Source organism: Aquibium sp. ELW1220, assembly GCF_030398385.1.
GTDB lineage: Bacteria > Pseudomonadota > Alphaproteobacteria > Rhizobiales > Rhizobiaceae > Aquibium.
The window spans coordinates 1-1,739 of sequence record NZ_JAOAOQ010000102.1; the positions used below are offsets into that span (position 1 = coordinate 1).

Consider the following 1,739-nt stretch of genomic DNA (forward strand, 5'->3'; position numbering starts at 1 on the left):
TTTCAGCCGATCCCGGTCGTGATTCATCCTTTGCGTGACGCTACCACCGATTGATTCTCTTGAAGGCCTGTCGCTCGCGGAACTCCGCGGGCTGGTTGCTGCGCTGATTGGCGAAGTGCGGAGCCTGCAGGGCCGGGTCGAGAGCCTCGAGATCGAGAACCGTGCTCTACGGACTGAGAACGAGGTGCTACGGGCTGAGAACCAGGCGCTGCGTGTCGAGAACCAGGCGCTGAAAGATGAGATCGCCCGGCTGAAGAACCTGCCGCCGCGTCCCCCGGTCAAATCGACCAAGCCGTCGGGCATGGAGAAGGCGACGCAGCCTCCATCTGGCAAGGGCAAGGGCAAGCGCCGCCGGCGCGGCGCCAAGCGCGACGGTGCTCAGGTGAACCGCGAGGTGACGGTTGCGGTGAGCGCTCCTGAGGGCTCACGCTTCAAGGGATACGAGACAATCCTGGTGCGGGATCTGGTGTTGTCAGCCGAGGTTGTTCGATATCGCCGCGAGTGCTGGGTCACACCGGGGGGCGAGAGGCTGGTAGCGCCGCTGCCGGCGGGGATAATCGGCGGCTGGGGCGCGCACCTGCGCCGGTTCATCCTAGCCTGCCATGTTCAGGGGCAGGTGACCACCGAGCGGTTGACGGCGTTGTTGAACGGGATCGGGGTCGAGATTTCGAAGCGCCAGGTGGTGCGGCTGATTTCGGAGGGCCTTGAGGCCTTCGTGGAGGAGGACCGTGACGCATTGCGCGCCGGACTTGCGACGGCGCCCTGGATCACTGTGGACGACACGTCGGCGCGCCACGCCCATCAGGACGGCTTCACCACCCAGATCGGCGATGACCGCTTCACCACCTTTCGCACCGGGCAATCGAAGTCACGTGAGGCGTTCCTGGACACCTTGCGTGCCGGGCACGGCGATTACGTCGTCAACGAAGAGGCGCTCGCCTACATGCGCGGTCGCGTGCTCGCAGGTTCGGTGATCGAGCTGCTGGCAGCTTCGCCACACAAGACATTTGCCGACAGCGCCGCCTGGCAGGCGCATCTGGTCGCACTCGGCCTCGACCAGCTCGCGGGTGAGCCCACCCCCGTCAGGATCGCCACAGAAGGCGCGCTGTGGGGAGCGATCCGCCACCATGGCTTTCTGACCCATGCCGTCGTCGTGTCTGATGGCGCCGGCCAGTTCCGTATCGGCGATCATGCGTTGTGCTGGGTTCACGCCGAGCGGCTTGTCCACAAACTGATGCCCATGACCCCGGATCAACGCCAGTCCGTCGACGTCATGCGCCAGTTGATCTGGTGGTTCTATCGCGACCTGAAGAGCTTCCGACGCGCTCCCTGTCCGCGCCGCGCGGCGGCCTTGCGTGCCCGCTTCGAGCGTCTGTTCAAACGACGAACCGGGTACGTCATGCTTGATCGCCTGCTTGCACGGCTGTACCGCCGCAAGCATGAACTCCTGCGCGTTCTCGATCGCCCCGAGATCCCGCTCCACACCAATGGCTCCGAAAACGACATCCGCGCCTTCGTCACCAAGCGAAAGATATCCGGCGGAACCGTCAGCGACGCTGGAAAGAAATCCCGCGACGTCATGCTCGGATTGATGAAGACCTGCATGAAGCTCGGCGTCTCGTTCTTCCGATATCTCGGCGATCGCCTCGGCATACCCGCCCACCAGCCGATACCGCGACTCCCCGATCTCGTCAGGCAAGCCGCTCAAGCCTGATCGCCCGGAAATCTGCCCCGGTTAC

1 protein-coding gene is annotated in these 1,739 nt (G+C 64.4%); it reads left to right on the forward strand.

What is annotated here, in order from left to right:
- Positions 1-34 precede the first annotated feature (34 nt).
- Positions 35-1,714 carry a transposase gene (locus tag N1F91_RS30865; protein ID WP_354670579.1) on the forward strand — a complete coding sequence of 560 codons (1,680 nt, stop codon included), beginning with the start codon at positions 35-37 and terminating at the stop codon, positions 1,712-1,714.
- The last annotated feature ends 25 nt before the right edge of the window (positions 1,715-1,739 follow it).